Origin of the sequence: Novosphingobium sp., from assembly GCF_031424035.1 — a bacterium.
GTDB lineage: Bacteria > Pseudomonadota > Alphaproteobacteria > Sphingomonadales > Sphingomonadaceae > Novosphingobium.
Genome location: NZ_JANPGP010000023.1, coordinates 1 through 21,651, shown reverse-complemented (window position 1 = coordinate 21,651; position 21,651 = coordinate 1). Strand labels below are relative to the sequence as shown.

Sequence of the window (21,651 nt, the reverse complement as noted above, 5' to 3'; positions counted from 1 at the left end):
TTGTGAACCCGATCTACCTCGCCCTCGATCTGCCCCGCCTCGACGCCGCGCTTGCGCTCGCCCAGAAGGTCAAGGGCCACGTTGGCGGGCTCAAGCTGGGGCTCGAATTCTTCTGCGCCCATGGCCACCACGGCGTGCACGAGATTGCCCATGTCGGGCTGCCGATCTTCCTCGACCTCAAGCTGCATGACATTCCCAACACCGTCGCATCGGCCATGCAGGCGATCCACGTGCTCGAACCGGCGATCGTTACGGTGCACGCCTCCGGCGGACGCGCGATGATGGAAGATGCCAAGGCCGCAGCGGGTGAACGCACCAAGGTTGTTGCGGTGACGGTTCTGACCAGTCTGGACGACGACGACCTTGCCGCCACCGGCGTTGGCGGCAGCGCGCACGATCAGGCGCTGCGTCTCGCCGATCTGGCGGGCGAAGCCGGGCTCGACGGTATCGTCTGTTCCGGTCACGAAGTCGGCGAGATTCACAGACGCTGGAAGAACGGCTTTTTCGTCGTCCCCGGTCTGCGCCCGACCGAAGCAGGCAGCGGCAACCAGGCTGACCAGAAGCGCATTGTCACGCCCCGGCAGGCCCGTGATGGCGGCGCTTCGGTGCTGGTCATCGGCCGCCCGATCAGCCGCGCCGAAGACCCGGTAGCCGCCGCGCGGGCCATAGAAGCCACGCTTTGAACCGCTGATGCCGGCGCCCCGGATCAAGATCTGCGGCGTTAATTCGGCCGGGGCACTCGACGCCGTGATCGCGGCACGGGCGGAATATTGCGGCTTCGTGTTCTTTGAACGCAGCCCTCGGCACCTGGCTTTGCCAGAGGCCCAGCGGTTAGGGGCAAGGGCTGCGGGCCATGTCACCAAGGTCGGCCTGTTCGTCGATGCCGATGACGCGACAATCGCCAATGCCGTCGCCGCCGGCGCGCTAGATGCGGTGCAGCTTCATGGTGAGGAAAGCCCCGAACGGGTGGCGCTGGTAAAAGCGCAGACCGGCTTGCCGGTGTGGAAGGCCGTACCAATTGCCTCAACCGCAGATGTCGAGCGAGCAGCGCGTTATATCGGCTCGGCGGATCTGGTGCTGTTCGATGCCAAGACGCCAAAAGGCACGCTGCCTGGCGGCATGGGGCTGAGCTTTGACTGGTCGCTGCTAGCGGGCTGGAAAAATCGCGTGCCCTGGGGACTGGCCGGAGGCCTCTCGCCCACGAACGTCGCCGAGGCCGCCCGCCTGACCGGAGCGCCGCTGGTCGACACCTCATCTGGCGTCGAAAGCGCTCCGGGGATCAAGGATGCGGACAAGATTGCCGCCTTCTGCAAGGCCGCCCGCTGCGCATAAAAAAGGGCGGCCCGTTGCCGGACCGCCCCTCTTTATTCAGTTCGGCTTGCTATTAGAAGCGGAAGCCGAGACCAGCAACGACGCTGTCCGAATCGGCAGCACCACCGTTGGTGAAGAAGTGGCGGTAGCCGAGCTTGCCGTACATGTTGCTGCCGAAGCCGATTTCGGCGCCGACGCCAGCGTGAACCGCGTCAACGCAGGTGTTGCAGGGTTCCGAGGTGTAGCCACCGTCGACGAACAGCTTGGTGTTGCCACCAACCTTGGCGCCGAGACGACCGGTCAGGCCGAAAGCGACCTTCGAACCGGTAGCATTGACGATGTCGCCCGAGGCTTCAACGCCGGCGAAAGCCGAGCTGCCGAGGTCGAAGTCGTAACCAGCAGCGATGCCGTACGTGTCTTCGCTGCCACCACCGGCACCGAACCAGATTACGCCACCGCGAGCTTCAACGCGGCCTTCGTTGGCCATTGCGGGCGAGGCGAAAGCGGCCGTTGCGGCCAGTGCGAGAATCAGCTTCTTCATAAGATAAACTCCTGAGTTTTCATGCCCCTTCTTGTCCGGGGGCGGAGGCCGGTTAGGCCGGGTTACATTTCACCGCAATGAACAAATGGTGTCATAATTGCGGCATCGCAACAGGGTGTTGCTGCGGCGCAACACAATCTTTCATGGGCATGAACGGGCGATTGAAAACGCCTCTCAAAGGCAAAGACTGGACTCAGTCGCGGCTCTCTGCCAAGCGCCAGCCATGAACGCGCCAAGCCCCAATTCGTACCGCGCCCAGCCGGACGAGCGCGGCCACTTCGGCCAGTTCGGTGGACGCTATGTCGCCGAAACGCTGATGCCGCTGATCCTTGATCTGGAGGCGCATTACCGTGCCGCCAAGCTCGATCCAGCCTTCCAGGCGGAATTCGACGATCTGCTCGAACATTATGTTGGCCGGCCCAGCCCGCTCTACTTCGCGCCCCGGATCACCGAGGAGTTGGCCAAATCTGCCCTGCCCGGGATGGGTGCGCAGGTCTGGTTCAAGCGCGACGAGCTGAACCACACGGGCGCGCACAAGATCAACAACTGCGTCGGCCAGATCCTGCTCGCCATGCGCATGGGCAAGACGCGGATCATTGCCGAGACCGGAGCGGGCCAGCACGGCGTGGCCACGGCCACGGTCTGCGCGCGTTTCGGATTGCCTTGCGTGATCTTCATGGGCGCGACCGACGTGGCGCGCCAGGCGCCCAACGTGTTCCGCATGAAGCTGCTCGGCGCGACGGTGGTGCCCGTCACCGCCGGCGCGGGCACGCTCAAGGATGCAATGAACGAAGCGCTGCGCGACTGGGTCGCGAACGTCCATGACACGTTCTACATCATCGGCACCGCCGCCGGCCCGCACCCCTATCCGGAACTGGTCCGCGACTTCCAGTCGGTGATCGGCAAGGAAGCGCGCGAACAGATGCTGTCGCGCACCGGCCGCCTGCCCGACCTGCTGGTCGCGGCAATCGGCGGTGGCAGCAATGCCATCGGCCTGTTCCACCCCTTCCTCGACGATGCCAGCGTCAAGATGCTTGGCGTCGAGGCGGCGGGCCACGGGCTCGACAAGCTCCACGCCGCCAGCCTTGCCGGCGGACGCCCCGGCGTACTCCACGGCAACAAGACCTACCTGTTGCAGGACGATGACGGCCAGATCCTCGAAGGCCATTCGATCAGCGCGGGTCTGGACTATCCGGGCATCGGGCCTGAGCATTCATGGCTCAAGGAAATCGGCCGCGTGGATTACACCAGCGTCACCGACACAGAGGCCCTGAGCGCCTTCCAGCTGCTCTGCCGCACCGAAGGCATCATTCCCGCACTGGAACCCGCCCACGCCATCGCCGCCGTGCAAAAGGTCGCGCCGACGATGCCGAAGGACAGCATCATCCTCGCCAACCTCTGCGGTCGCGGTGACAAGGACATCTTCTCGGTCGCGGAGCATCTGGGGGTCGAGTTGTGAACAAGCCGACTTGGCTTGCGATCGGAGCGGTGTTGACCGTTGTCTTATACCTGCCTGTTTGGCTCATTTACGGCACCACATTCTATCATGGCATTCATCCAGATTATTGGGCGACTGCAACACCGACATACATTCTTCCCCTGTCAGCGATCGTTTCGGCGATTATCTTGTTCCTAGGCAATCTGGTGTTTCGCAGAAAATGACCCGCCTCTCCTCCGCCTTCGCCAAGGGTCCCGCCCTTGTCACCTTCATCACCGGCGGTGATCCCACACCTGACGCCACCCCGGCGATCCTCGACGCACTCGTCGCAGGCGGGGCGGACGTGATCGAGCTGGGCATGCCGTTCACCGATCCGATGGCCGATGGTCCGGCGATCCAGTGCGCCAACCTGCGCTCGCTGGGTGCGGGAACGACGACGGCGGACATCTTCCGTATCGCCGCCGACTTCCGCGCGCGCCATCCGAAAGTGCCGCTGGTCTTGATGGGCTATGCCAACCCGATGATCACGCGCGGGCCGGAATGGTTCGCGAATGAATGCCAGAAGGCTGGCGTCGACGGCGTGATCTGCGTCGACATTCCGCCCGAGGAAGATCCCGAACTCGGCCCGGCACTCCGCGCCGTCGGCGTCTCGCTGATCCGCCTCGCCACGCCGACCACCGATGCGGCGCGGCTTCCTGCCGTGCTCGATGGCTCATCGGGCTTCCTCTATTACGTCTCGGTCGCCGGCATCACCGGTATGCAGCAGGCGGCGCAGACCTCGATCGAGGAAGCCGTCGCGCGGATCAAGGCTTCGGCGACGATCCCGGTTGCGGTCGGCTTCGGCGTGCGCACGCCAGAACAGGCCGCCGCCATCGCCCGTCACGCGGACGGCGTGGTTGTCGGCTCGGCGCTGGTCGATCTCGTGGCGCAGCACGGCGCTGATGCTGCCGGGCCGGTTGAGGAACTGACCCGCGCACTTGCAGGCGCGGTCCATTCTGCGCGATAAGACTCCTTTCAAGAGGAATTAGGCCATGTCCTGGCTCACAAAAGTCCGCAATTCGCTGTCGCGCGTCACCAAGCGCGATACGCCTGACAACCTCTGGACCAAGTGTCCTTCGTGCAGCGAAATGCTGTTCACCAAGGAGTACGAGGAAAACCTCAGCGTCTGCCCGCGCTGCGAGCATCATGGCCGCATCGGTGCCGATGCCCGGTTCGCGCAGCTGCTTGACGAGGGTTTCGCGATTCTGCCCAGCCCCAAGGTTGCCGAAGATCCGCTGAAGTTCCGCGATTCGAAGAAGTATCCTGATCGGCTCAAGGCCGCCCGCGCCGCTAATCCGCACCCCGATGCGCTGACCAATGCGGCAGGCACGATCGGCGGGCACAAGGTCGTGCTCGGCGTGCAGGATTTCGCCTTCATGGGCGGGTCGATGGGCATGGCTGTGGGAGAGGCATTCGTCACCGGCGCAGAAGAAGCGATCCGCACACGCAGCCCTTATGTCATCTGCACCGCCGCCGGCGGTGCACGCATGCAGGAGGGCATCCTCAGCCTGATGCAGATGCCCAAGACCACGGTCGCCACACGGCGGCTGAAGGCAGCGGGCCTGCCCTATATCGTGATCCTCACCGATCCCACCACCGGCGGGGTTACTGCCAGCTATGCCATGCTGGGCGACGTCCAGATTGCCGAGCCGGGCTGCCTGATCGGCTTCGCCGGCCAGCGGGTGATTCAGGACACCATCCGTGAGAAACTGCCTCCCGGCTTCCAGCGCGCCGAATATCTCCACGCCCATGGCATGGTCGATATGGTCGTGCACCGGAAGGACCTGAAGGCGTCCCTGGCGACCGTGCTGGACTTCCTGGCGCCCGCCAAGGCGGCGTGAAAGACTTTGCCACGTCTGACAGCGCCGCCGTACAAGCCCAGCTTGACCGGCTCGCCGCGCTGACCGTCCCAGACGGACGGCTGGGGCTGGAGACGATGCGCACGCTGCTCGCGCGGCTGGGCAACCCCGAAAAGCGCCTGCCGCCAGTTTTCCATGTCGCCGGAACCAACGGCAAGGGCAGCACCTGCGCCTTCCTGCGCGCCATGCTGGAGGCACAAGGCTACCGCGTCCACGCCACCACCAGCCCGCACCTTGTCCGCTACAACGAGCGCATCCGCCTCGCCGGAATGCTGATCAGCGATGACCGACTGGCGCAGGTGCTGGAGGAAGTTCTCGACATCGGCATCGACCTTGAGCCGAGCTTCTTCGAAGTTACCATCGCCGCCGCCTTCGCCGAATTCGCGCTCGTACCCGCTGACGCTTGCGTGGTCGAGGTCGGCATGGGCGGCAGGTTCGATGCAACCAATGTTCTGGAACCGGCGGTCCTCGCCGCTTGCGGCATCGCCGCGCTGGGCATCGACCACGAACGGTTCCTGCTCGCGCCCGAAGAGGGCGTGCCGGCCGATCCGATGGCGCGGATCGCGTTCGAGAAGGCCGGAATTTCCAAGCCGGGGGTGCCGCTCATTACGCTTGGCGGTGCTTACCCGCCGCAGGCACAAGCCGCGATTGCCGAGGTTGCGACGTCAGTCGGTGCGCCCTTATTCGAAACCGGGTCGAGTGAATGGGCCTCGCCTCTGGGGATTCCCGGCCGGCATCAGTTTCAAAATGCCGGGCTCGCTTTTGCCATGCTGGAGCGTCAGGACAAAGTCGCCATGAGCGAGGCCGCAATGCAGGCAGGCGCGGCCAGCGCCCGCTGGCCGGCGCGGTTGCAGCGTCTTTCTGCCGGCCCGCTCACCGGCACGCGAGAGGTCTGGCTTGATGGCGGGCACAACCCGAGCGCGGGCGCGGCGCTGGGCGAGCATTTCAAGGGCCAGCGCCTGCACCTGATCATGGGGATGCTGGCGAACAAGGACCCAGCCTCGCTCACCGGGTCACTGGCGGAAAACATCTTCACGCTGTCCGCCGTGCCGGTTCCGGCGCACGACTATCATCCGGCCACGGTATTCGGCCCGCAGGCCCATGCCTTTGTCGATGTTCCCTCTGCGCTCGCCGCGCTGCCTGATGACGGCCTGCCGGTGCTGATCGCAGGCTCGCTCTACCTTGCGGGTGAAGTCCTCAGGCTCAACGCGGAGTTGCCTGTCTAGCTTTGGCCTTGCCCAGCCAGGCAATCAGCCCGCCGAGCAGCAGCACGGCAGCAAAGATCAGCGCGGTCGAACCCGCCCACTTGAGCGGCTGCGACAGCAATACGCCGACCAGCCCCACCGTCACCAGCAGAAAGCCGAAGGCACGTGCGGCTCCGATCGGTTCTTTGAGCGCCCGGTCGTCCACCCCGTCACTCTGGCGGATGCCCTGCACGACGTAACCCTTGCTCCACAGCACCCAGAGCAGCAGCATTCCCGGGATCGCAGCGACCACGGTGAAGCCCCAGAAGCCGACCCAGCCAAACTTGTCGGCAATGATGCCCGCCGGCCCCGCCATGAAGGTGCGCCCCACACCGGCGAAGGAGGATAAAAGCGCGAACTGCGTGGCTGTGTAGGCGATTGAGGACAGGCCAGAGAGGTATGTGGTGAAGACCGTCAGGCCGATGCCGCTCGTCAGGTTTTCGGTCGCGATCGCGGCGACCAGCATCCAGTAATTGTTGCCCACTGTCGCCAGCACCATGAACATCACGTTCGACAGCATCATCATCAGGCCCGAGATCAGCAGGGCGCGGCCCATGCCGAGCCACAGGATGAAGGGCGCGCCAAGCGCCGAACCGACGATCAGCGCGGCAAATCCCCAGAGCTTGTTGGCAGAAATGTAATCGAGGTCGGCAAAGCCCAGATCGACGATCATCGGGCTCAGCATCGCCTGCCCCATGGCATCGCCCACCTTGTAGACGAGCACAAAGCCAAGGATCAGGAAGGCGCCGTGGCGGCTGAGAAATTCGCGGAACGGGTTGACCACGGCCTCTGTCAGAAACTGCCGCGTTTTCATGCCGCTGGCATGGGCGAAGCGGTCGACAAAGCGGCCCGGTCCGATCCACAGCGCGCCGATGATAGCAGGCACGATGCAGAACGCGGTCAGGCCATAAGCGGTCGCCCAACCCAGCCCCAGCCCTTCGGACGATGCGAAATATATGGTGCCCGCGCCAGCGATCAGGTTGCCGGTGCGATAGCCGAACTGGTTGGTTGCCGTACCGTGAGCGAACTCTTCCTCGTCAAGGATCTCGATGCGGTAGGCGTCGATGACGATGTCCTGCGTGGCCGAGAGGAACGCCGTGATCAGCGCCCAGACCGCGAACAGCCCCATGGAGCCGGGCTGCGGATTGCTCGCGCCCAGTTGCCAGACCGAAACGAACAGCAGCGCCTGAATCAGGAACAGCCAGCCGCGCCGCTGCCCGAAAGTCTTGGTCAGGAACGGCAGCGGCAACTTGTCGACAAGCGGCGCCCAGAGGAACTTGAGCGTATAGGGAATGCCCAGCGCCACGGCAAAACCGATGGTCGCCGTATCGATGCCCACCTTGGCGAGCCAGAAAGTCATCGTCGCGATCAATAGAGTCAGCGGAAATCCGCTCGAAATGCCGAGCAGGAAGGCCACCAGCGGCGCCTTGCGGATATAGGGGCGGAAGGTCTTGCTGGTCGTCGCGATCAGAACGAGCGCCAGCAAGACGCCCGCGAAAATCAAGAACCGAATAAGATCAACCGACATGCGAACCCTTCTCCCTGCGTCCGGGCGGCACGCTAGCCATATTTGCCGGCATGGCTAGGGTGTCTTTGACGGTTTTGCCCTATGCGTCTAAGCGGCACTGATGGACCAATCCCCACCTGAAAAGGGCGCCAGTGAAACTCCACTCCGTGGAGAGCGCATCGCCAAGCTCCTCGCACGTGCGGGGGTGGCCTCTCGCCGTGAGGTCGAGCGGATGATTGCCGATGGCCGTGTGAAGATCGACGGCGTGGTTGTGACTACGCCTGCCACGGTGCTGACCACGCTGCACGGGCTGACGGTGGACGACAAGCAGATCAAGGCGCCAGAGGCGGCGCGGCTTTTCGTGTTCCACAAGCCCGCCGGGCTGCTCACCGCTGAACGCGATCCGCAAGGGCGCCCGACGATTTATTCGGCGCTGCGCAATTCCCTGCCTGCCGGAACGCCGCGGCTTATGCCGGTCGGCCGGCTCGATCTCAACACCGAAGGGCTGCTGCTGCTGACCAACGACGGCGAACTGAAGCGCGCGCTCGAACTGCCAGCGAGCGGAGTCCCGCGCACTTACCGCGCCCGCACTTACGGCGAAGTGACGCAGACGCAGCTCGAAAGCCTGATGGAAGGCACCACCATCGAGGGCGTCCATTACGGCCGCATCGACGCCAATATGGAGCGGCGCACCGGGCGCAACCAGTGGATCGAACTGACGCTCACCGAAGGCAAGAACCGCGAAGTGCGCCGGGTTCTTGAGGCATTGGGGCTGGAAGTCAGCCGCCTGCTGCGTATCCGTTACGGCCCGTTCGAACTCGACGACCTGCCGCGCGGGCAGGCATTCGAAGTTCGACCCGCCGATGTTGAACGCTTCGCCCGCACGCTGATGACTCTGCCCAAGCAGCCGCCTCGCGCGGAAGGCGCAAATGACGAGGCACCCACTGCAAAGTCCGAAGCACCTGCCCGCAAGGCCGGCCCCTTCCGCTCGGAGCCTTCCCGCACAGGCTCGGCACGCTCCGGCCCGCCAAAGCGCAAGCCCGATCCCTCGCGCCCGGTTGACCGTGATGCCCCCCGCTCGCCGCGCCGCGATGGCAAGCCGCCTGCACGGACCGGCAGCCGGCGCGGTGGCAGCCCTGATGCCGACACGCGCGGCGAAACGCGCAGAGGCCCGGGGAGCAGCCCTCGGGGAGGCCCTCGAGGCAGCGGTAATTCCGGCCCTCGCGGTGGCGGAACTGATGGCGGTGGCCGCGGCAACAGGGGTCCGGGGAGACCAACCAAGTGAGTCTGCGCATCGTTGCCGGCCAATGGCGCGGACGAAAATTGATCGTCCCCGCTGGCGATACCACCCGTCCGACGGCTGATCGCACCCGCGAGACGCTGTTCTCCATGCTGGTCAGCCGGCTGGGTGATTTCGAGGGATTGTCCGTGGCCGACCTGTTTGCCGGATCAGGCGCGCTCGGGCTCGAGGCACTGTCACGCGGCGCGGCCACCTGCCTGTTCGTTGAGCAGGATGCCGCCGCGATTCGCTCTATCCGCAGCAACATCGCCAACCTTCAGGCCCAGTCGCAATGCGACGTTCGCGCCTGTTCGGTCCTGTCGCTTGGCAAGCCGACCGCGGCGCTCGACCTCGTGTTCCTTGATCCGCCCTATGCCACCGGCGCGGGCGACGTGGCGCTCGACAAGCTGGCGCGGCTCGGCTGGATTGGCCCGCAAACCTGGATCAGCCTGGAAACCGCGATGAATGAAAGTCCGACGCTGAAAGGCTTCACCGTCGAGGCCGAACGCAAGGTCGGCAAGGCGCGGATCACGCTGGCGAAGCTGTCGGCCTAGCGCTCAGCACACCGATCAGCGTCATCAATCCGGCGACGCTGATCAGCATCCCGACAAATATCAGGTTGCCCGAAGCAGCCATGCCCTGCGCGACGAACGGCGTCAGCGCGCCGCCGACGATGCCCCCGGCATTGAACGCGACTGAAACCCCGCTGTAACGCACGAGCGGCGGATATAGCGTCGGCAACCAAGCACCGAGGGGGCCGTAGACATAGCCCATGACAAACAGCGCCGCCGAAAGCGTGGCGAAGACGGTGAACAGCGATCCCGATTGCAGGCCGGGTCCGAAAATGAAGCCCAGCACCACGGTGGCCGCCGCGCCAAGGGCGAGGGTCGAACGGCTGCCCTGCTTGTCCGCACGGTAGGCGGCCACGCCGATGCCGAGTGCAAGGAAGCAGTTGGCGGCAAGCTGGGCGGTAAGGAATTCGGTGCGGTTGTAACCCAGCGTTGTCGTACCAACACCAAGCGCAAAGGCTGTAGCGAGGTAGAAGATGGCGAAGCAGGCGATAGCCCCAGCGGTTCCGGCCAGCACCGCCCAGCCATGCTGCGCGAACAGGCGCGCGAGCGGAACGGCGGGCGGCTTTTCCTGTTCAAGCGCGGCACGGAACTGCGGCGTTTCACCGATCCTGAGCCGCACCCAGAGGCCGAGGCCGACCAGCACAGCGCTCAGCAGGAACGGAATGCGCCAGCCCCAGGCCTTGAACTCAGCTTCGGGCAACCACAGCCCGAGCACCAGAAACAGGCCGTTTGCCGCAAGAAAGCCCACCGGCGCGCCAAATTGCGGCGCTGCACCAAAGCGCGCTTCCCAGCCCTTGGGCGCGTTCTCCACCGCCAGCAGCGCCGCTCCGCCCCATTCACCGCCCAGTCCAAAGCCCTGCCCGAACCGCAACAGGCACAGCAGAGTCGGCGCGAGCCAGCCCGCGCCCCAGCCCTCGGCCATGGCGTAAGTTGGCAGGAACGCGATCAGCAGCGTCGATCCGCCCATCAGCATCAGCGAGGCGACGAGCGTGGACTTGCGGCCGATGCGGTCGCCGAAATGACCAAAGGCGATTGCCCCCACCGGTCGGGCGACAAAGGCGATGCCAAAGGTCAGGAATGACAGCGCCAGCTGCGCCGCCGGATCCTGCGCCGGGAAAAACAGCGGCCCGAACACCAGCGCGGCAGCAGTCGCATAGATGTAGAAATCGTAGAATTCCACCGCGGTCCCGGCAAGGGCGGCGGACAGAACACGGGCGTGTTGGCGGACAGGGTGCATGGGCCAGCTGCGTTGCCGTTCGGCACGCGCCTGTCAACAGAATGAAAAGGGCGCCGAAGCCCGAAAGCCCGGCGCCCTCCCCAAAGCGAAAGGGCGAGGCCGAAACCTCGCCCTGACGTGCGACCCTCTGGGGCTCTTGCCATCAGTGATGGCTTGAGGGAGTCAATAAGCCACCGAAGATGAATTGGAAGAGAACAGCCTGTTGCAAGTTGTAAACTGTTCAGCGCCCTTCCCGGTCACCTGATCTAGCGCCCGCCGCGGTTGCGGCAGCTGTCCTGCAGCTTGCTGGTGCAGACCGGATAGGTCTTGTTCATCGCGGTTTCCGGCGGCGGGGTCAGCGCGCCCTTGTAGGGTCCGCCCTGATAACTGGCATCAGCTGGCATGGCGGGCGGCACGGCCTGAGCCGCAGCCTGCGGATCGGGCACGCCCGTCGTTGGCGTCCCCATTCCCGGAGGGTTGGCCTGGTCGGCGGGAGTTGCCGGAGTCTGGCCGGCCATCTGCGCAGCGACCGCCGCCCAAGCCTTTTCCTGCTGTTCGGGCGACATCTTGTAGACCATGCCGCGCTGGCTGTCGCTCAGCGCCCAGTATCCCTTCTGCCGCTCAGCCGGGAGTGACAGGTAATAGGTACGGTATTCGACCGGCCAGCTTACGAACGACAAGCGCTGCGGATCTGTCAGCGCCCACCAGGCCATCGGCTGGTCACCGGTCAGCGACCAATAATATTCGCGCGCCTCATAAGGCCATCCGTCATAAGAAGCGCGCTGTTCGGCGGTCCAGCCATTGAAAAGGGTCTGCTGCTCGGGCGTGAGCGTATAGGTGCGGCCCTCGGCGGTGGTGACCGTCGAGGATTCAGTCTGGGCATTGAGCGAGATCGGCGCGGCGAGCATGGCGAGAGCCGCGCAACCCGCGAGAAAAATCGGGCGCATCTTTGAATACTCCGTCGTTGTCTGTTACCTGACCAAGGATACGAGCGGCTTCCCGAAAGGTTCCTCCGCCGGTCTCACGCAGCTTGCGCCCCGTCGCTTTGTTCCCTAGTTGTTCGCACCGTGTCCGATATTGCTCCCGATCCACTGCTCGATGGCCTGAACCCGCCTCAGCGCGAAGCCGTGCTCACCACCGAAGGTCCGGTGCTGATGCTGGCGGGCGCTGGCACGGGCAAGACCGCTGCGCTCACCGCGCGGCTGGCTCACCTCGTGCGCAGCCGCCTCGCCTGGCCGAGCGAGATCCTTTGCGTCACTTTCACCAACAAGGCGGCGCGCGAAATGCGCGAGCGGGTGGGCCACCTGATCGGCCCGGCAGTGGAAGGGATGCCGTGGCTTGGCACGTTCCACTCAATCGCGGCCAAGATGCTGCGCCGCCATGCAGAACTGGTCGGATTGCAGCAGAATTACACGATCATCGATACCGACGATCAGCTCCGCCTGCTCAAGCAGCTGATCCAGGCCGAGGGTGTGGATGACAAGCGCTGGCCGCCGCGCCAGCTCGCCGCCTGCATCGATCGCTGGAAGAACCGCGGGCTCAATCCCGGCGATCTCGATGCGGCGGAGAACGAGAGCTATGCCAATGGCAAGGGTCAACACTTCTACCGCCTCTATCAGGACCGGCTGAAGGCGCTCAACGCGTGCGATTTCGGCGACCTGCTGCTGCACATCCTCAATATCCTGCGCACGCACCGCGAAGTGCTGGAAATCTATCGCCAGCGTTTCAAGTACATCATGGTCGACGAATATCAGGACACCAACCAGGTCCAGTACCTGTGGCTCCGCCTGCTGGCGCAGGAGCGCAAGAACATCTGCGTGGTCGGCGATGACGACCAGTCGATCTATTCATGGCGCGGCGCGGAAGTGGCGAATATCCTGAAGTTCGAAAAGGACTTCCCGGGTGCCAAGGTGATCAAGCTGGAGCAGAACTATCGCTCCACCCCGGAAATCCTCGCCGCCGCATCGGGGCTGATTGACACCAACAGCCAGCGGCTGGGCAAGACGCTGTGGACCGAGCGTCACGCGGGCGACAAGGTCAAGGTGATCGGTGTCTGGGACGGGCCCGAGGACGCGCGCCGGGTGGGCGACGAGATCGAGCGGTTGGAGCGCGAAGGCGCCAGCCTCAACACCATGGCCATCCTTGTCCGTGCGCAGTTCCAGACGCGCGAGTTCGAAGATCGCTTCATCGCCATCGGGCTGAACTACAAGATCATCGGCGGCTTCCGCTTTTACGAACGCGCCGAAGTCCGCGATGCGCTGGCCTATCTGCGGATCATCGCGCAGCCTGCCGACGACCTCGCGTTTGAACGAATTTACAACACGCCCAAGCGCGGACTAGGTGACAAGGCGCTCGAAAAGCTGCATCGGCATGCGCGTGTCCGCGGCGTGCCGCTATCGCTCGCCGCCATCGAGATCGTCGATACCGATGAGCTGCCGGCGCGGGCGCGCAACACCCTGCTGGCGCTGGTCCGCGATTTCGCCCGCTGGCGCGATCTGGCCAAGACGGCGACCCCGGCAGAACTGGTGCGCACGATCCTCGACGAGAGCGGCTATACCGCGATGCTTCAGGCCGAGCGCAGCGCCGAAGCGGCGGGCCGGCTGGAAAACCTCTCTGAACTTGCCCGCGCGATGGAAGAATACGACACGCTGGGCGATTTCCTCGAACACGTCAGCCTCGTCATGGACAATGACGCCGCCGACGATGCCGAGAAGGTCACGATCATGACCATCCATGCGGCCAAGGGGCTGGAATTCGACCAGGTATTCCTCGTCGGCTGGGAGGAAGGCGTGTTCCCCAGCCAGCGCGCGATGGACGAAGGCGGGCTCGCCAGCCTCGAAGAGGAACGCCGTCTCGCCTATGTCGCGATTACCCGCGCGCGGCGGCGCTGCACGATCCTCCATGCCGCCAACCGGCGTATATATGGCCAGTGGACCAGCTCGATCCCCAGCCGCTTCATCGGTGAGATTCCGCCCGCCCACGTCGATGCCGAAACCACCCTGACCGGCGGCGCAAGCCTGTGGAAGGCGCAGTGGTCAGAGCGCGAGGATCCCTTCGCCCACCTCGCCCGCTCCGAACCGGCGCGGACCATGACTCGCGGCCCCGGCTGGCAACGCGCCGCCGCGCGCGATTTCGATCCCGTGCCCAAGCGCTTGACCGAGGCCACGCGCTCCGCCGCCAGCTTCGCCGCGAAACCGCGCAGCGACGTGTCGATCGGCGCGCGCGTGTTCCACGAGAAGTTCGGCTACGGCTGCGTCACCGCGCAGGAAGGCAACAAGCTCGAGATCGATTTCGAGACGGCCGGGCCGAAGCGGGTGATCGACAGCTTCGTGAAGCTGGCGGACTGATAAAGATCAGAGCCAGACCACCGACAGAGGATATAGCATCACCAGCCAGATCAGGCAGCCGATGACGATGCGCCGATCCTTTACGCAGATTGCCAGCAGGGAAACCGGAAAAAACGACCATGACTGGATGATTGTTCGAAGGCTTCCGGCTCCGGGAAATCCCACCAGAGCAAATACATAGCCAACCAAGACCGCATTACAGAGCAAGATGCCGCCAATCACCAAACGGTAGTGGCGCTGGAAGTGATCTTCGAAACTGACCTCGTCATTGTCAGGAAAGATCAGCGACGCCGCGACGTAGTAAATCCCGGTGACCACAAACCCACCGAACAGCAGCGGCCAGCTGACCTTGATCAGCGAATGCAGGGACCAGCCATACATCCAGAACGTCACTACATCGCAGCTGACGAACAGGCCAAGCAACGCGGTCGGCCAGCCAATCCAGCCGCGATGGCGTGATTTCAGCGCGCGAGCGAGTCCGCCCAGACCCTCGGCCAGAGCCAGTCCCAAAAGCAGCCCGAACAGGGAAAGCGCAAATTCGAAGCCATCCATCGCGGATTAGAGTGCCGAGACGCCCAGAAAACCAGGAACCGGGCCGTTCCATTCGCCCGGTGCGCTTGGTGCTTCGGGTTCGTCGCGGCGGCGGCGCGGCTCTTCGTTGCGCGGGGCGCGTGCCTCGCGTTCGGCCCGCGGTTCGCGTTCGGGACGAGGTTCACGCGGTGCGCGCTCTTCACGCGGCGCACGTTCTTCACGGGGGGCACGTTCTTCACGGGGGGCACGTTCCGCGCGCTCTTCACGCGGCGCACGATCCTCACGAGGTGCACGCGATTCGCGGCGCGGGCGGCTTTCGCGGGCAGGCGGTGCATCTGCCTCGACTTCCGCTGCAACCTCGGCGCTAACTCCAGCGGCCTTCATGTCATAGACCGGGATCTTCATGCCGGTCAGCTTTTCGACGTTCTCGATCGCTTCCAGGTCGGCAGGCGCAACGAAGGTGAACGCACGGCCCGTCGCTCCGGCACGGCCAGTGCGGCCAATGCGGTGGACGTAATCGTCCGGGTGCCACGGCGTGTCGAAGTTGAACACGTGGCTGACGCCCTTGACGTCAAGCCCGCGCGCCGCGACGTCCGAGCAGCACAGGATGTTGATCCGGCCGTCCTTGAACTTGTCGAGCTCGGCAATGCGCGAGGACTGGTCCATATCGCCATGGATCTCGCCGCTCTTGAAGCCGTGATCCAGCAGGCTCTTGTTGAGTTCGCGCACGGTGGTCTTGCGATTGGCAAAGATCATCGCGGTCGAAACATTGTCGGTCTTGAGCAAGGTGCGCAGCACTTCGCGCTTTTTGCGGACATCGACGAGCACCTTGTGCTGGGCGATGTTGATGTTCGCCGTGGCGGGACGGGCAACTTCGATCAGCTTGGGGTTCGACAGGAACTTGTCAGCCAGCTTCTTGATCGGCGGCGGCATGGTCGCGCTGAACAGCAGGGTCTGGCGCTGGGCCGGCAGCTTCGAACAGATCGTCTCGATGTCAGGGATGAAGCCCATGTCGAGCATGCGGTCAGCCTCGTCGATGACCAGCAGGTCGCAGCCGGTCAGCAGGATCTTGCCGCGCTCGAACAGGTCCATCAGGCGGCCCGGCGTGGCGATCAGCACGTCGACGCCTTCGTTCAGCGCCTTGACCTGATCGCCCATCTGCACGCCGCCGATGAGCAGCGCCATCTTGAGGTCGTGGTTCTTGCCATAAGCCTCAAAATTCTCGGCTACCTGGGCGGCGAGTTCGCGCGTGGGTTCCAGAATCAGGCTGCGCGGCATCATCGCGCGGCGCCGGCCATGGGCCAGGATGTCGATCATCGGCAGCACGAAACTGGCAGTCTTGCCGGTTCCCGTCTGGGCGATGGCGATCAGATCGCGCATCATGAGCACGGAGGGAATGGCCTGCGCCTGGATCGGCGTGGGCGTGTCATATCCCTTGGCGATGATCGCCTGCAGCAATTCGTCGGACAGGCCGAGATCGGCGAAGCTCATGTGTACTTTCTGGATCAGAGGATATCGGGGTAAAGGAACTGGCCTGTCCCGATTGACTTGCCACAGCAAAGCCGCCCGCGCCCTAGGCGCAAACATAGGGAAAAGTCAAGAAAAGCCGGGTCCGGTACTAACGATGGTGCAAGCGATCGCGGTCAGTCCGACGGTACGAGCTGCTTCAGCTTGCCCAGTTTGCAATTGGCGCCATTACGCGATTGCAACTTGTCACGCCCGGAACACATCATCCCGTCGCCGGTGCGAGCGACGTAAAAGCCTGAATAGAAGTCCCGCGCGGTGCAACCCTTGTCGAGACCGGCGCTGACGATGCGGGTGTCACGCATGAACAGGACCAGCTTGTTGTCCTGCGCGATCTGGACCCCGGCAATGCCCGCCACCGGGACGCATTTGCCCATCGACTTTTCTTCGAGCTTGGAACTTATTGCCCGGCGCGGCAGATCGGCAACAATGCCTGAACGTTGCGGCGCGGGGGCCTGCGGGGTGATCCGAATGATCAGGCGCTGTTCGATAGAAACCTGGTTGGCAACATCCCGAGTGAGAGTGCTGATGACCGAGAGCAGCGAACCAGTTTCATCGCGCTCCGCTTCACCAAACACTCCGTCTGCTGCCAGCGCCGCGCTTTCCGGGGCGGCCACGGGAACCGGTGCCGTCACCGATTCCGGCGTCATTCCGGGCAGCACAGCGACCGGCACGAGCATCAACGGGGCAAGGATGGCGGCAAACGGATTCATTGCAGGTTTGTTCGGTTCGACCTTTCCGGGACGATGACACGACAGGAATACGTCACGACCGTCTTTGCCTTGGTTTAGCCCCAATCCTTGAACCGCCGCTTAACCCCATTGTCAGGGAATGCAATGTTTCGCGGGCGCGCTGCCTGTGCCATATCGCCGAACCATGGATACCCCTGCTGCCTTTCTGGAAGAAGCTGCCGCCTTGCTCGGCCCGCGCGGCCTGACGCAAGACCCTGATCTGGTCGAGCCATGGCTGACTGACTGGCGCGGGCGATACCATGGTGCTGCACTGGCCCTGGCTTCCCCTGCCAGCACTGACGAAGTCGCCGCGCTGGTGAAGCTGTGCGCCCGCCACGGGGTCGCAATCGTCCCTCAGGGTGGCAATTCTGGCATGTCGGGCGGGGCCACACCGGACGAGAGCGGGAGCCAGTTGCTCTTGTCGCTGCGGCGCATGAACTCTTTGCGCAGACTCGATGTCGCAGGCCGGCAGGCAGTCTGCGATGCCGGGTTCATCCTCGAAAATCTCCACAATGCTGCCGAAGCCCAAGGCCTGCGCTTTCCGTTGACACTGGGCGGCAAGGGATCAGCGACGATCGGCGGCCTGATCTCGACCAACGCCGGTGGCACGCAGGTTATCCGCCACGGATCGATGCGCGCGCTGGTACTGGGGATCGAGGCAGTGCTGGCCGACGGCACCGTGTTCGATGCCCTGACCCCGCTCAAAAAGGACAACCGCGGCTTCGACCTCAAGCAATTGCTGATCGGCTCGGAAGGCACTCTGGGCATCGTCACCGCCGCGACCTTGCGGCTGGTGCCCGCTGTGGCTGATCGCATCGTCGTCTGGGCCGGCATGCCAGACCTCCATATTGCCCGCGCGCTGCTGCTCCACTGCGAGGACATTGCCGGCGATTCGCTCGAAGGTTTCGAAGTGCTTCAGGCCACCAGCCTGCGCGCCGTTCTGGATCACCTGCCCGATGCCCGTGCGCCCTTGCAGGGCGAACACGCCTGGCACGTGCTGATCGAGGTTGTGGCCGAACGTGACGAGGCCGACAGCCTGCAGGACCGGGTCGAGGCGATGATCGCATCAGCCTTCGACGCCGGGCTGATTGAGGATGCGGTGCTTTCCGCCAACGAATCACAGGCCCGTGCGTTTTGGTTGCTACGCGATTCGATTGCACCTGCCGAACGAGCCAAGGGCGCCGCCGTACAGCATGACGTTTCGGTGCCGGTAGAGAAGATGCCCGCTTTCGTGCACCACGCCGTTCCGCTGGTTGAAGCCGAGTTTCCCGGCGTCCATGCGCTGGCCTTCGGCCATCTGGGTGATGGCAACGTCCATTTCCACGTTCTCGCCCCCGCCGGCATCAGCCAGCGGGACTATGATTCGGATCTTGGTGCGCGGGTCAGCGCGCGGGTGCATGATCTGGTCACCGAATGGGGCGGATCTATCTCGGCCGAGCACGGAATCGGGCGCTCAAAGCGTGCCGAACTGGAACGGTTGGGCGATCCGGTATCGCTGGCAATGATGCGGCAGGTAAAACGCGCGCTCGATCCCGCGGGAATCCTGAATCCGGGTAAGCTTCTGACACTTGCGCCAGACCGGGCCAACGCTTAAAGCCGCGCCTTTCGGGTCCAAGTCGCAGATTCTAAACTACCACAATTATTCCGGAGAGAACCTATCATGGCCAGCGCGCCGCAAGCCCAGCTTCCGCTTTTTTACCAGGACCTGATGCCGCTCAACAGCCGCGATCATGCGTCTTACAAGAGCCGCCAGACCGACAAGGCTACCTGGCTTTCCAACCAGCACGCCGTGCCGCTGACCGCCGAGGAATTCCCCGATGCGTCGCGCCACTATCCGATCATCTTCTCGTCGGGCGACAATTCCGTGCCGCTGGCTCTTATGGGCCTGAACGAAGGCATCAACACCTTCCTCGATGCCGATGCCAAGCTTATCGATAACGTTTACGTGCCGGCCTATGTCCGCCGCTATCCGTTCCTCCTCGCCAAGCTGAGCGATTCGAGCGAAGAGCTGTCGCTCTGCTTCGACCCGACCAGCGACCTGGTGGGTGAAAGCGAAGAGGGCCACGCCCTGTTCGACGGCGACCAGCCGACCGATTCGACCAAGGGCCTGCTCGAATTCTGCAAGCAGTTCGAGGAAGCCGGCCAGCGCACGCAGAACTTCGTCGCCGAGCTCGAAAAGCATGAGCTGCTGATGGACGGCGAAGTCGCTATCCAGCAGGACGGCACCGACCAGCCGTTCATCTATCGCGGCTTCCGCATGGTTGACGAAGCCAAGCTGCGCGAACTGCGCGGTGACGTGCTGCGTACGCTCAACCAGAACGGCGTACTCGCGCTGATCTATGCGCACCTGTTCTCGCTGCAGCTGATCCGCGAGATCTTTGGCCGTCAGGTCATGCAGGGCAAGGGTCCGGTCGGCGCTGCCGCCCCGGCTGCTGCTGCCCCCGCTGCCGACGACAAGCCGGCTGCCAAGGCTCCCAAGAAGAAGTCCTGATTTTCCAGTTCAAGCCCGCAATGCCGCCGCAATATCACGGTGCGCAATTGCGGGCTTGAATTTTGAAATTTCAAGGGATAGTTTCGAATCTGCCTGACTGGTGCTTCCCTCATGGTGCCGGTCGGGTTGGTGCACGCGAGTGCACCTCCTCCCTGAACCTTGGCCACCTCGTGCGATTGCACGGGGTGGTTTTTTATGGGCTTCAGGAAAGCCGGATCACTCCGCAGCGATGGCCCAACCGCCGTCTTCCGGACGCGCAGAACGGCCCAGTTCCGCCACTTCGCCCGCCAACCGGCGCACCAGCCCGGTGAGCAGGTGGACGATCACGGCAAAGCCGGCACCCGGTTCGGACTGCGCCGGATCGAGATAACTGGTGCGGTCAATCTCAAGCTGGAAGCCGTGGATGTGCGAATCGGGCCGGGCATGTCGCTCCAGCACATAGCCGCCAGCATAGGGCCGATTGTGCGCGATCGCCCGGCGCATTTCGGAAAAATAGGAAAAGCTTGAGGCCACCAGCGCGCCTGAGCACGTCGCACCGAATCGATCGCCAAGCACGAATTCCGCCGGCCACTGGCCACCCTGCTTGGGCAGCGGCGGCATCGAATGCAGATCAAGCAGTAGCGCCGCCCCCCACCGCTCGCGTAGCCGTTGCAGTTCGGTTGCAAGGCAGGTGTGATAGGGTTCGTGGATCAACGCAATGCGGTCATCCAGGTCGGACTGTTCATGCCGCCGCTTCCACAGCTCGCCAAGCCCGGGCAAACGGCGCGGTATAAGGCCAAGCCCGCTGCGCGAACGGCGTCCGGGCTCGTAGGAGCCGAGCGGGTCGGGCCGGCCCCGGGAAAACATCTCCCAATCCACATCGCCCGGATCGCGGTTCAGATCGATCATCGCGCGCGGCGCTTGGGCCACGAGCAGCGCCGCGCCAGTGGCATCAGCGACGCGGCGGGCGAGTTGGTCGGCATAGCGGTCTTCAAGCCGCACGGCAGCGGTACCGGGATTGCGCATCCGCTCGAATACAGAGGCGGGATAAGTCCGCCCGGCGTGCGGGACGGCGATCAGCACGGGGATTGTCGATGGCTGCGGCGCATCAAGGAAATAGGCGGCTTCACCAGCGGAACCGGGGATTGTCCCGCCTTCGATGATCGGCGAATCGGATCGCGACTTTTCCGGCGATGACATGGCTGGAAAGCTGGCCCGGATTGCCCTTTTTGTCAAAAAATTGCCCTTCCCCACGGGGGCCGTGGGCAAGGTTTGTTAAACTGTCCCGGCCTATAAGGACGCCGCTGCACGACAAACACGGGAATAGACAGGGCACATGATCCGCATCCTTCTGGCCGAAGACGAAGACGCAATGCGCACCTACCTTGCGCGGGCGCTGGAAAATGCCGGCTATGAGGTCGTGTCAGTCGATCGCGGCACCGCGGCGCTGCCGCTGCTGGAAGAGCAGCACTTCGACTTGCTGCTGTCCGACATCGTCATGCCTGAAATGGACGGCATCGAGCTAGCCCAGCGCTGCGCCGAAGTCAGCCCCGAGACCAAGGTCATGTTCATTACCGGATTTGCCGCTGTAACGCTGAAAGCCAACCGCGAAGCCCCGCAGGCGCGCGTGCTTTCCAAGCCGTTCCACCTCAAGGATCTGGTCATGGAAGTCGAACGCGTTTTCGGCTTGCAAAACAGCGCGCGCATTTGATCTTGATTTGCCGGGGTGCCTACCTTATTGGCGCACCCCTGCCCGGGGCGACGGCTTCGGGCAGAACCTGAATGGTGCGGGCGTATAGCTCAGTGGTAGAGCACTATGTTGACATCGTAGGGGTCGCAAGTTCAATCCTTGCTACGCCCACCATTCACGAAAAAGGCCCCGGTTTCCCGGGGCCTTTTTGGTTATCTGGGTCCTCTCCATTTTCGCGTAGCGCAAATGGGGAGGTGGCAGCCCGCAGGGCTGACGGAGGGGTAATGGCGCGAGGGCAGAACCCCCTCCGTCATTTGCTGGCGCAAATGCCACCTCCCCATTTGTGGCATTC

At 63.9% G+C, this 21,651-nt stretch carries 20 protein-coding genes and 1 tRNA gene; 13 read left to right on the top strand and 8 right to left on the bottom strand.

All coding sequences use genetic code 11. The features are described 5' to 3' along the window. Nucleotides 1-2 precede the first annotated feature (2 nt). Complete coding sequence (gene pyrF, locus RMO89_RS02775; RefSeq protein WP_310531086.1) at nt 3-683, top strand: orotidine-5'-phosphate decarboxylase; 681 nt, start codon at nt 3-5, stop codon at nt 681-683. A gap of 7 nt (nt 684-690) precedes the next feature. Further along, complete coding sequence (locus RMO89_RS02770) at nt 691-1,332, top strand: phosphoribosylanthranilate isomerase (RefSeq protein ID WP_310531085.1); 642 nt, start codon at nt 691-693, stop codon at nt 1,330-1,332. Between the two features lie 52 nt (nt 1,333-1,384). Here RMO89_RS02770 and RMO89_RS02765 read toward each other — a convergent pair whose 3' ends face one another. After that, nucleotides 1,385-1,852, bottom strand: coding sequence for a hypothetical protein (locus tag RMO89_RS02765; protein WP_310531084.1), 468 nt, complete (start codon nt 1,850-1,852; stop codon nt 1,385-1,387). Between the two features lie 223 nt (nt 1,853-2,075). On the opposite strand from RMO89_RS02765, the gene trpB reads away from it, so the two are divergent. From trpB to RMO89_RS02745, 4 genes are all read left to right on the top strand, one after another. Next, nucleotides 2,076-3,311: a tryptophan synthase subunit beta gene (trpB, locus tag RMO89_RS02760; RefSeq protein WP_310531083.1), complete on the top strand. Its 1,236-nt coding sequence runs from the start codon at nt 2,076-2,078 to the stop codon at nt 3,309-3,311. 199 nt (nt 3,312-3,510) lie between these two features. After that, nucleotides 3,511-4,296, top strand: a complete 786-nt coding sequence (gene trpA / locus RMO89_RS02755; protein ID WP_310531082.1) for a tryptophan synthase subunit alpha — start codon at nt 3,511-3,513, stop codon at nt 4,294-4,296. Nucleotides 4,297-4,321: 25 nt separating this feature from the next. Then, entirely contained in the window at nt 4,322-5,170 is an 849-nt protein-coding gene (accD, locus tag RMO89_RS02750) for an acetyl-CoA carboxylase, carboxyltransferase subunit beta (protein WP_310531080.1), read from the top strand. Further along, complete coding sequence (locus RMO89_RS02745) at nt 5,167-6,414, top strand: folylpolyglutamate synthase/dihydrofolate synthase family protein (protein WP_310531079.1); 1,248 nt, start codon at nt 5,167-5,169, stop codon at nt 6,412-6,414. The genes accD and RMO89_RS02745 overlap by 4 nt, the downstream gene beginning before the upstream one ends. Here the strand turns inward: RMO89_RS02745 and RMO89_RS02740 are convergent. Next, nucleotides 6,392-7,918 carry an AmpG family muropeptide MFS transporter gene (locus RMO89_RS02740; protein ID WP_310531078.1) on the bottom strand — a complete coding sequence of 509 codons (1,527 nt, stop codon included), beginning with the start codon at nt 7,916-7,918 and terminating at the stop codon, nt 6,392-6,394. The two genes, RMO89_RS02745 and RMO89_RS02740, sit on opposite strands and share 23 nt — an antisense overlap. A 142-nt stretch (nt 7,919-8,060) precedes the next feature. On the opposite strand from RMO89_RS02740, the gene RMO89_RS02735 reads away from it, so the two are divergent. Further along, a complete protein-coding gene (locus tag RMO89_RS02735; RefSeq protein ID WP_310531076.1) occupies nt 8,061-9,224 on the top strand; it encodes a pseudouridine synthase in 1,164 nt (387 codons plus the stop codon). Between the two features lie 2 nt (nt 9,225-9,226). Then, entirely contained in the window at nt 9,227-9,772 is a 546-nt protein-coding gene (gene rsmD / locus RMO89_RS02730) for a 16S rRNA (guanine(966)-N(2))-methyltransferase RsmD (RefSeq protein WP_310531106.1), read from the top strand. On the opposite strand, the gene RMO89_RS02725 is transcribed toward rsmD, so the two are convergent. Together RMO89_RS02725 and RMO89_RS02720 are read right to left on the bottom strand one after the other, a co-directional pair. Then, nucleotides 9,747-11,027, bottom strand: coding sequence for an MFS transporter (locus RMO89_RS02725; RefSeq protein ID WP_310531075.1), 1,281 nt, complete (start codon nt 11,025-11,027; stop codon nt 9,747-9,749). The two genes, rsmD and RMO89_RS02725, sit on opposite strands and share 26 nt — an antisense overlap. A gap of 245 nt (nt 11,028-11,272) precedes the next feature. Next, on the bottom strand, nt 11,273-11,953 hold the full coding sequence (locus RMO89_RS02720) for a hypothetical protein (protein WP_310531074.1): 681 nt from the start codon (nt 11,951-11,953) through the stop codon (nt 11,273-11,275). A 120-nt stretch (nt 11,954-12,073) separates the two neighbouring features. Between RMO89_RS02720 and RMO89_RS02715 the strand changes: the two genes are divergently transcribed. Continuing rightward, nucleotides 12,074-14,353: a UvrD-helicase domain-containing protein gene (locus RMO89_RS02715; protein ID WP_310531073.1), complete on the top strand. Its 2,280-nt coding sequence runs from the start codon at nt 12,074-12,076 to the stop codon at nt 14,351-14,353. Between the two features lie 6 nt (nt 14,354-14,359). Here the strand turns inward: RMO89_RS02715 and RMO89_RS02710 are convergent, their stop codons facing one another. From RMO89_RS02710 to RMO89_RS02700, 3 genes are all read right to left on the bottom strand, one after another. Further along, nucleotides 14,360-14,905 (bottom strand): hypothetical protein, encoded by a 546-nt coding sequence (locus tag RMO89_RS02710; protein ID WP_310531072.1) that lies wholly within the window; start codon nt 14,903-14,905, stop codon nt 14,360-14,362. Nucleotides 14,906-14,911: 6 nt separating this feature from the next. Beyond that, nucleotides 14,912-16,375: a DEAD/DEAH box helicase gene (locus tag RMO89_RS02705; RefSeq protein WP_310531071.1), complete on the bottom strand. Its 1,464-nt coding sequence runs from the start codon at nt 16,373-16,375 to the stop codon at nt 14,912-14,914. A gap of 152 nt (nt 16,376-16,527) precedes the next feature. Next, nucleotides 16,528-17,121: a hypothetical protein gene (locus RMO89_RS02700; protein ID WP_310531070.1), complete on the bottom strand. Its 594-nt coding sequence runs from the start codon at nt 17,119-17,121 to the stop codon at nt 16,528-16,530. A gap of 163 nt (nt 17,122-17,284) precedes the next feature. Here RMO89_RS02700 and RMO89_RS02695 point away from each other — a divergent pair, with 163 nt between their 5' ends. Next, nucleotides 17,285-18,733: an FAD-binding oxidoreductase gene (locus RMO89_RS02695; RefSeq protein ID WP_310531069.1), complete on the top strand. Its 1,449-nt coding sequence runs from the start codon at nt 17,285-17,287 to the stop codon at nt 18,731-18,733. A 66-nt stretch (nt 18,734-18,799) separates the two neighbouring features. Beyond that, on the top strand, nt 18,800-19,630 hold the full coding sequence (locus RMO89_RS02690; RefSeq protein WP_310531068.1) for a SapC family protein: 831 nt from the start codon (nt 18,800-18,802) through the stop codon (nt 19,628-19,630). A gap of 216 nt (nt 19,631-19,846) precedes the next feature. On the opposite strand, the gene RMO89_RS02685 is transcribed toward RMO89_RS02690, so the two are convergent. Beyond that, nucleotides 19,847-20,809, bottom strand: a complete 963-nt coding sequence (locus RMO89_RS02685) for an N-formylglutamate amidohydrolase (RefSeq protein ID WP_310531067.1) — start codon at nt 20,807-20,809, stop codon at nt 19,847-19,849. 136 nt (nt 20,810-20,945) lie between these two features. Between RMO89_RS02685 and cpdR the strand changes: the two genes are divergently transcribed. Then, complete coding sequence (gene cpdR / locus RMO89_RS02680) at nt 20,946-21,320, top strand: cell cycle two-component system response regulator CpdR (RefSeq protein ID WP_310531066.1); 375 nt, start codon at nt 20,946-20,948, stop codon at nt 21,318-21,320. A 78-nt stretch (nt 21,321-21,398) separates the two neighbouring features. Beyond that, nucleotides 21,399-21,473 (top strand) — tRNA-Val (locus RMO89_RS02675). The last annotated feature ends 178 nt before the right edge of the window (nt 21,474-21,651 follow it).

Bases quoted from the DNA above. Each gene is read 5' to 3' on its own strand.
- RMO89_RS02770 (WP_310531085.1), top strand. From the start codon at position 691: ATGCCGGCGCCCCGGATCAAGATCTGCGGCGTTAATTCGGCCGGGGCA.
- RMO89_RS02765 (WP_310531084.1), bottom strand. From the start codon at position 1,852: ATGAAGAAGCTGATTCTCGCACTGGCCGCAACGGCCGCTTTCGCCTCG.
- trpB (WP_310531083.1), top strand. From the start codon at position 2,076: ATGAACGCGCCAAGCCCCAATTCGTACCGCGCCCAGCCGGACGAGCGC.
- trpA (WP_310531082.1), top strand. From the start codon at position 3,511: ATGACCCGCCTCTCCTCCGCCTTCGCCAAGGGTCCCGCCCTTGTCACC.
- accD (WP_310531080.1), top strand. From the start codon at position 4,322: ATGTCCTGGCTCACAAAAGTCCGCAATTCGCTGTCGCGCGTCACCAAG.
- RMO89_RS02735 (WP_310531076.1), top strand. From the start codon at position 8,061: ATGGACCAATCCCCACCTGAAAAGGGCGCCAGTGAAACTCCACTCCGT.
- RMO89_RS02725 (WP_310531075.1), bottom strand. From the start codon at position 11,027: ATGCACCCTGTCCGCCAACACGCCCGTGTTCTGTCCGCCGCCCTTGCC.
- RMO89_RS02720 (WP_310531074.1), bottom strand. From the start codon at position 11,953: ATGCGCCCGATTTTTCTCGCGGGTTGCGCGGCTCTCGCCATGCTCGCC.
- RMO89_RS02710 (WP_310531072.1), bottom strand. From the start codon at position 14,905: ATGGATGGCTTCGAATTTGCGCTTTCCCTGTTCGGGCTGCTTTTGGGA.
- RMO89_RS02705 (WP_310531071.1), bottom strand. From the start codon at position 16,375: ATGAGCTTCGCCGATCTCGGCCTGTCCGACGAATTGCTGCAGGCGATC.
- RMO89_RS02700 (WP_310531070.1), bottom strand. From the start codon at position 17,121: ATGAATCCGTTTGCCGCCATCCTTGCCCCGTTGATGCTCGTGCCGGTC.
- RMO89_RS02695 (WP_310531069.1), top strand. From the start codon at position 17,285: ATGGATACCCCTGCTGCCTTTCTGGAAGAAGCTGCCGCCTTGCTCGGC.
- RMO89_RS02690 (WP_310531068.1), top strand. From the start codon at position 18,800: ATGGCCAGCGCGCCGCAAGCCCAGCTTCCGCTTTTTTACCAGGACCTG.
- RMO89_RS02685 (WP_310531067.1), bottom strand. From the start codon at position 20,809: ATGTCATCGCCGGAAAAGTCGCGATCCGATTCGCCGATCATCGAAGGC.
- cpdR (WP_310531066.1), top strand. From the start codon at position 20,946: ATGATCCGCATCCTTCTGGCCGAAGACGAAGACGCAATGCGCACCTAC.